Origin of the sequence: Metapseudomonas otitidis, assembly GCF_900111835.1 — a bacterium.
In the GTDB taxonomy this organism is placed as follows: Bacteria; Pseudomonadota; Gammaproteobacteria; order Pseudomonadales; family Pseudomonadaceae; genus Metapseudomonas; species Metapseudomonas otitidis.
Window position 1 is genome coordinate 230,197 of record NZ_FOJP01000002.1, and the last position, 7,306, is coordinate 237,502.

The 7,306-nt window shown below is 67.3% G+C and carries 3 protein-coding genes; 1 reads left to right on the forward strand and 2 read right to left on the reverse strand.

Translation table 11 applies throughout. The features are described 5' to 3' along the window. Positions 1 to 6 precede the first annotated feature (6 nt). Positions 7 to 984 (forward strand): class I SAM-dependent methyltransferase, encoded by a 978-nt coding sequence (locus tag BM198_RS03580; protein ID WP_074967847.1) that lies wholly within the window; start codon positions 7 to 9, stop codon positions 982 to 984. Positions 985 to 1,011: 27 nt separating this feature from the next. Here the strand turns inward: BM198_RS03580 and BM198_RS03585 are convergent, their stop codons facing one another. Further along, complete coding sequence (locus BM198_RS03585) at positions 1,012 to 1,350, reverse strand: tryptophan synthase subunit beta (RefSeq protein ID WP_074968056.1); 339 nt, start codon at positions 1,348 to 1,350, stop codon at positions 1,012 to 1,014. Between the two features lie 125 nt (positions 1,351 to 1,475). Beyond that, complete coding sequence (locus BM198_RS03590; protein WP_139233560.1) at positions 1,476 to 7,304, reverse strand: tandem-95 repeat protein; 5,829 nt, start codon at positions 7,302 to 7,304, stop codon at positions 1,476 to 1,478. Positions 7,305 to 7,306: the final 2 nt, after the last annotated feature.

Consider the following 7,306-nt stretch of genomic DNA (forward strand, 5'->3'; position numbering starts at 1 on the left):
ATCGCCATGACTCCCGATTCCTTCGACATCCTCCGGCACCGACTCGTCACGGCCATGGCCGAGCCGCCGGCCGAGACCCGGCGCCTGTTCCATGGCCGTGGCCGGCTCTGGCCGGGGCTGGAGCACGTCACGGTGGACTGGCTGGAGGGCGTGGTGCTGGTGGCGCTGTTCCGTGAGCCGCCGGCCGAGGCGCTGGAAGGCTTGCGTGCGCTGCTGCTGGCGCTGGCCGAGGCACCTGTCTGGCCTGCTGGAAGCGTTCGCAGTGTACTGCTGCAGCACCGCTACCGACCCGGCAGTGAGACCGAGTGCCTGTGGGGCGAGGCGGTGGATGCCTGGACCATGCACGAGGACGGCCTGGCCTACCGGCTGGACCTGATGCGCAACCAGAACATCGGCCTGTTCCTCGACATGCGCCATGGCCGCCGCTGGGTGCGCGAGGTGGCGGCGGGGCGCCGGGTGCTGAACCTGTTCGCCTACACCTGCGGCTTCTCCGTGGCGGCCATCGCCGGGGGCGCCGAGGCGGTGGTGAACCTGGACATGGCCCGCGCGGCACTGGCCCGTGGGCGCGATAACCACCGTCTGAATGGCCATGACCTGGGGCGGGTGAGCTTTCTGGGGCATGAGCTGTTCAAGTCCTGGGGGCGGCTGAAGCGGGAAGGGCCTTACGGGCTGGTGATCATCGATCCGCCGTCGTTCCAGCGCGGCAGCTTCGAGCTGGACCGGGACTACCGCAAGATCCTCCGCCGCGTGCCGGAACTGCTGGCCCCCGGCGCCCGGGTGCTGGCCTGCGTCAACGACCCGGCCACCGGGGCCGACTTCATCATTCGCACGATGGGGGAGGAAGCGCCTGGCCTGGTGTTCCGCGAACGCCTGGCCAACCCGCCGGAATTCGCCGACGAGGACCCGGAAGGTGGGCTCAAGGCCCTGGTGTTCGAGTGGGAAGGGGCCGGGCAGGCCGGCCTGGAGCCTGAGGCAGGGCGCTAGCCCGGAGGGACGTGCGTGGGGCTGTACTCAGATCACGCCCGCGTCGTCGTCGTTGATCAGCCGGTTGAGCCCGCCCAGGGCTTCCCGCGCCTGGGTCCGGCTGAGCAGCTTGGACTGGGCGGCCGGCGGCAGGTCGGTGATGCGCAGGACGCCCTTGGTCATGAGCACGCTGATCAGGTCTTCCAGCACCCGGATCATCTCGCTGTCGCTCTGCTTGAGTTGCAGCAGGCTGGCCTCGATGGCCTGGTTGGAGTACCAGGCGAGCACGTCCTGGTCGTCGGCGGGGAGCTGGCCGGTGTGGCCGGCGAACTCGGCCGCTTCGACCCGCACCAGTTTGCCCTGGTCGTCGCGCTGCACGTAAAGCATGGGTACCCCCTGGTTGGACATGATTCGCCGGACGCACATCTATACGCGTGGCCTGGCAAGCAGGCAAGAATGGCCGGGCAGGGCTGCCTTCCCACCGCGCCTGGGCGCGGTGGGAAGGGGCTTCATCAGCTGTGCTCGGTCTTCACCAGCGGGTCGGAGCCGGCCACCAGCGAGCTGACGATCTGCGAGGAGGTCGACCCGTACTGGGTCAGGTCCACGCCTTCGAGCTTGATGGTCACATCGGCGCCGTTGGCGACGTTGCCGCTGGTGCTCACCTGCAGGGTGCTGGTGGCGGTGTCGACCTTGAGGTAGTCAAGGATGTTGTTGGCGTTGGCGGCATCGGGCAGCAGGTCGCTGAGGTCGATGCGGTCGCCTTCGCCGGCGTTGAAGTCCTTGATCACGTCATTGCCGAGGTCGCCGGCCTTCCAGACGAAGATGTCGGCGCCGGCACCGCCGGTGAGGGTGTCGTTGCCCACGCCGCCGATCAGCAGGTCGTTGCCGTCACCGCCATTGAGCAGGTCGTTGCCAGCGTTGCCGTAGAGCACGTCGTGGCCGTTGCCGCCGTTGAGGATGTCGGAGTACTTGCTGCCGTTGATCAGGTCGCTGGCCTCGGTGCCGTTGGTGGTGCCGATGGTGTGCAGCGCCCAGCCGGTGTCGGTCTGCACCAGTTCCTGCCCGGCGCCCGGGGCCTGGAAGATCTCCAGCCCGCTGCCGCTGGCACCCAGCACCTTGTAGGCGGAGTCGGCACTGCCGCTGAGCTTGAACTCAACTTTCAGGCTCGCTGCGCCGCCTTGATCCCAGTACAGGAGTTCCAGGGCCTGCAGGTCGCCGCTGAGGCCGACACCGCTGAACACCTTGGTGGTGGTGCTCTGGATGTAGTCGGCTTCGGCCACCACCTGGCCACCGATCATCAGGCGGTAACCGTCGTCCGCGGTGACGCGGATGTCGTAGGTGCCGCCCTGGGCCAGGTCGAGGAAACCGTGGGCACGGATGATCGCGTCCGAGGTATCGCCCAGGCCTGCGCCGCCGGCCTTGAGGGTGGAGACGTTGCCGGTACTGGCCGCCGTGAGGAAGTCGTACAGGTTGTTCTGGATGGTGTTGCTGACGTTGCCGATGGTGGTGCCGTTGGACACCGTGCGGTTGTCGCCCAGGTCGTCGCTGAACACGGTGGTGCCGTTCTTCAGGCCGTAGTCGATGACGTTGGCGACGAAGGTGGCGTTGACCGAGGCGGCGGCCGCGTTGTCGTTGGAACCGATCAGGCTGGTGCTGTTGCCAGTGCGAGACTCGACGTAGTCCTCCACCAGCTTGAGGCTGGTGAGGTTCGGCCGCGCGGTGCCGCTTTCGGCATAGCCCCAGTATTCGCCGGTCAGGCCGCTGGACAGCGAGGTGCTGGTGTCCGCGACGTTGATGGTGTTGGTGGTGAGGCTTTCATGGCCGACGCCACCGTCGACGATCTTCAGCGTCAGGTGCTGGCTGGCGGAGCTGGCGGTGGTGCCGTTGGGCTCTACCGACACGGCCTTGATGTCCAGGCCGATCTCGCCACGTACCGAGCCGCTGACCAGCAGCTTGGCGGTGGCCAGTTGGCCTGCGGTCAGCGATACCACGCCGGCGTTCGCGGTGAGGGTGGTGTTGCCGACCACCACGCTGGCCCCGCTGGGCAGGTTGGAGAGGTCGTAGCGCAGGCTCTCGGAGCCGTCGGTGTCGGTCAGCGCGCCGCTGATGTAGTTGGCCAGGGCGATGCTGGTCTTGCCGCTGACGCCGCCGTCACCGGCCACCACACCTTGGGATGAGGTGAGGGTGATGTTGTCGATCAGCGCTCCACGGCCGCCGGAGGTAGTCGATGTGCCGGCCAGCTTGATGGTCAGCACCTCGGTGCTGCCTGTGCCGGTGAAGCTGAAGTGGATGTTCTCCCAGTTCAGGCTGGTCTGGCTGCTGGTGGAGCTGTACTCGCCCACCAGGGTGGTGCCGAGGTAGACCGCGATCTTGGTGAAGCTGGCGTCGAAGCCCGAGCGACCGGCGTAGTCCAGATTCAGCTCGTAGATCTTGCCGACCTCGGTGGCGACGTTGCGGGTGACGCCCAGGGTCTGGGACGTGCTGCCGCCGGCGTCGTTGAGCTCAAGGGCGTTTCCGTTGTTGGCACCCGGCAACTTGACGGTGACGTAGTTGCCGGCCTGGTTCTGCATGCTGTCGCCGCTGGCCCAGACCTCGAACACGTTCTTGCCGCCACTGCGCACGTCGCCGGTGGTGACCAGGGACCAGTTCTCGAAGGTCGGCCCGGCCACGTCCTGGGAGGTGTTGTCGCTGTTGGGCGCCGATTCCCAGGTGGTGGTGAACAGCGTGCTGGCCGCGGCGGACTTCACGGTCAGGGTCGGCACGTCGGCCACCGGGGTGATGTCGATGCTCATGGTGCTGCTGGCGGTGCTCAGGGCGCCGTCGCTGCCGCTGTACTTGAAGGTGGCGTAGGTGGCCTGGTTCAGCCCGACGCCGCTGCCGCCGAAGCTGTCGTGGCCGGACTCGTTGCTGTCCGGCACGAAGCGCAGGCCGCCGGCATCGATCGCCGACTTGGTGATGGTGCTGTTGGCGGTGACGTCGGTCCAAGTGCCGTTCACCTGCATCTGCAGTTTGCCTTCGATCGGCAGGCTCTCGATCTTGATCGACAGGGTGCTGTTGGCGTCGACGTCGCTGACCTTGAAGTCGCTCCAGGCGAAGGTGTAGTTGGTGTCTTCGACGCCGGTGACGTTGGCGCCCGCGACCACCACCGGGGCCTCGTTGACGTTGTTCACCTGGATGGTGAACGACTGGGTGTTGGTGCTGCCGTCGGAGCTGGTGGCCTTGACCACGATGGTGTGGCTGGTGGCGCTCTCGTAGTCCAGCTTGGTGCCGTCGGCGACGGTGACCACGCCGGTGGTGGCGTTGATGGCGAAGCGGCCGCCGGCGTTGTCCACCAGCTCGTATTTGGTGATGGTGGCGCCGACGTCGCCGTCCACGCCCTTGGCCGTGATGCCCACCACGGTGCCGTTGGCGGCGTTCTCGTTGACCTGGTTGGTGGCGGTGTTGCTGTCGGTGATCACAACGCCGTTGTCGTTGACGTTGCCCACCTGGATGGTGAACGACTGGGTGTTGGTGCTGCCGTCGGAGCTGGTGGCCTTGACCACGATGGTGTGGCTGGTGGCGCTCTCGAAGTCCAGCTTGGTGCCGTCGGCCACGGTTACAACGCCGGTGGTGGCGTTGATGGCGAAGCGGCCACCCGCGTTATCGGTCAGCTCGTACTGGGTGATGGTGGCGCCGACGTCGCCATCCACGCCCTTGGCAGTCACACCGACCACGGTGCCCGTGGCCGCGTTCTCGTTGACGAAGTTGCTGGCGGTGTCGCTGTCGGTGATGACCACGCCGTTGTCGTTGACGTTGCCCACCTGGATGGTGAACGACTGGGTGTTGGTACTGCCGTCGGAGCTGGTGGCCTTGACCACGATGGTGTGGCTGGTGGCGGTTTCGAAGTCCAGCTTGGTGCCGTCTGCCACGGTGACCACGCCGGTGGTGGCGTTGATGGCGAAGCGGCCGCCGGCGTTGTCCACCAGTTCGTACTTGGTGATGGTGGCGCCGACGTCGCCGTCCACGCCCTTGGCGGTCACGCCGACCACGGTGCCGTTGGCGGCGTTTTCGTTGACCTGGTTGGCGGCGGTGTCGCTGTCGGTGATGACCACGCCGTTGTCGTTCACGTTGGTGACGTTCACGGTGACGGTAGCGGTGGCAGCGGTCTTGCCGTCGGTGGCGCTGACCTGCAGTTGGTGCTGGGTGGCGGTCTCGTAGTCCAGCGTCTTGCCGTTGGCCAGGGTGATGACCCCGGTGCTGGCGTTGATGCTGAACAGGCCGGCGTCGTTGCCGCCGGTGATGCTGTAGAACAGCGGCTCGCCGTCGCGGTCCTGATCGGTGCCGGTGAAGCGGTCGCTCAGGTCGGCGATGGTGGTGCCGGCGGCGGTGTTCTCGGCGAAGGTGACGCTGCTGTCGACCAGGCCGGGTGCGTCATCCAGGTTGGCCACCTGGATGGTCATGGTGTTGGGCTGGCTGGAGAACAGGCCGCTCTGGTCCTGCACCGAGAAGCTGAAGGAGCCACTGCTGCTGCCGCTGGCGGTGGGGGTGTAGACCAGCGAGGCGATCTGCGCCGCGGTGACCAGCATGCCCACGGTGACGGCGGTGCCGTTCAGGCTCAGGCTGCCGTTGCCCGGCAGGCTGTTGATGCGGATGGCCTTGAGGCTGTCGCCGGCGTCCACGTCGCTGAAGCCGAACTCGGCAGCGCTGAAGCTGCGCGGGGTGCCTTCGTCGGTCTGCACGGTGTTGTCGGCGCCGGTGGGGGCGTCGTTCACCGGGTGCACGGTGACCGGCAGGGTCAGCGAGGTGGAGGCCTTGTCGCCGTTGGCGCCTTCGGTGGCGGTGGCGGTGACCTTCAGGTCGAAGGTGCCGTTGTAGTTGGCCGGCGGGGTGATGCTCAGGTTGCCCAGGTTCCAGCCGCTGATGTCGGCGGTGGTGCTGCCGCTGGTGGCGGTGAAGCTGTGCACGCCGTCGGTCAGGGTGGCGCCTGCGGGGATCTGCGAGATGCCCACGGAGAGGCTTTCCGAACCGTCGGTATCGTTCAGCGAGGCGGTGAGGCGCGACAGCGGGATGCTGCTGTCCTCGTCACCCTCGTTGACGTTGTAGAGCTGGTAGTAGCCCTTGCCGTCGCTGCCATGCAGGTCGGACAGGTGCAGGCCGTTGCCGGCCAGGTCGCTGGCCTTGGTGTAGAGCTGCACGTTGGCGCTGGACAGGTCCTGCACCGGGCCGTTGCCGACCTTGACGTTGACGTCCAGGGTGCCCGGGCCACTCTGGTTGTGCTGGTAGATGTCCAGGGTGTAGTAGCCGCTCTGCTGGGCGGTGTAGCTGCCGCTGAACTGGCCGCTGTTGCCGCCCCAGGTGGCGCTGCCCACGGTGGTGCCGCCGACCACGACCATCACGCTGTCGTCGCCGGTGCCGCTGAAGGTGTAGGTCTGGCCCGCTTCCAGGTAGATCAGGCCGGAGAGCTTGTTGGCCACGCCGGCGTTGACGCTGTCGATGTGGGCATCGGCCAGGTTGCCGCTGCTGGTGGGGGTGCCGGCGGCGTCGATGGTGCTCTTCAGGGTGGCCGGGTTGGCGCCGTTGCCGCCGCTGCCCAGGGCCAGGTTGTTCCAGCTCTGTTGCAGCAGGCCGGTGGCGGCGGGGGTGCCGCTCGGCGCCTGGGCGCCCAGGTTCGGGGCGTCGGCCACCGGCTGGATGCCCACCTGGACGGTGGCGGTGCTGTTGCCGCCCTTACCGTCGGTGACGGTGTAGGTGATGGTGTCCGCACCGCTGTAGTTGCCGGTGGGGGTGTAGACCAGCTTGCCGTCGACGATGCTGACGCTGCCGTGCTGCGCGCTGGCGCCGGTCAGGGTCAGGCTGTCGCCGTCTACGTCGCGGTCGTTGGCCAGCACGTCGATGGTGACGGGGGTGTCTTCCTGGGTGGTGGCGGTGTCGTTGACAGCGGTGGGCGCATCGTTTACCGGCTTGACGGTGATGTCGACCACGGTGTCGACCACGCCGCCCTTGCCGTCGCTGACGGTGACCACGAAGCGATCCGGGCCGTTGTAGTCGCCGTTGGGCTTGTAGGTGTACTCGCCGGTGTTCGGGTCGAGGGTCAGGGTGCCGTTGGCGGTGCCGGTCTTCACGGTGTAGGTGAGGCGGTCGCCGTCCACGTCGGTGGCGGGGATGCGGCTGGTCAGGGTGCCGTCTTCATCCACGCTGGCGGTGCTGTTGGGCGCCACCGGGGCATCGTTGACCGGCTTGACGGTGACGCTGACCACGCTGGTGGTGGTGCCGCCGTGGCCGTCGCTGATGGTGACGGTGAAGGCGTCGGTGCCGTTGAAGTCCTTGGCAGGCTGGTAGGTGTAGGTGCCGTCGGCGTTCATCA

What these genes read in the sequence shown, in the direction of transcription:
- BM198_RS03580 (WP_074967847.1), top strand. Translation starts at nt 7, where the DNA reads ATGACTCCCGATTCCTTCGACATCCTCCGGCACCGACTCGTCACGGCC.
- BM198_RS03585 (WP_074968056.1), bottom strand. Translation starts at nt 1,350, where the DNA reads ATGCTTTACGTGCAGCGCGACGACCAGGGCAAACTGGTGCGGGTCGAA.
- BM198_RS03590 (WP_139233560.1), bottom strand. Translation starts at nt 7,304, where the DNA reads ATGAACGCCGACGGCACCTACACCTACCAGCCTGCCAAGGACTTCAAC.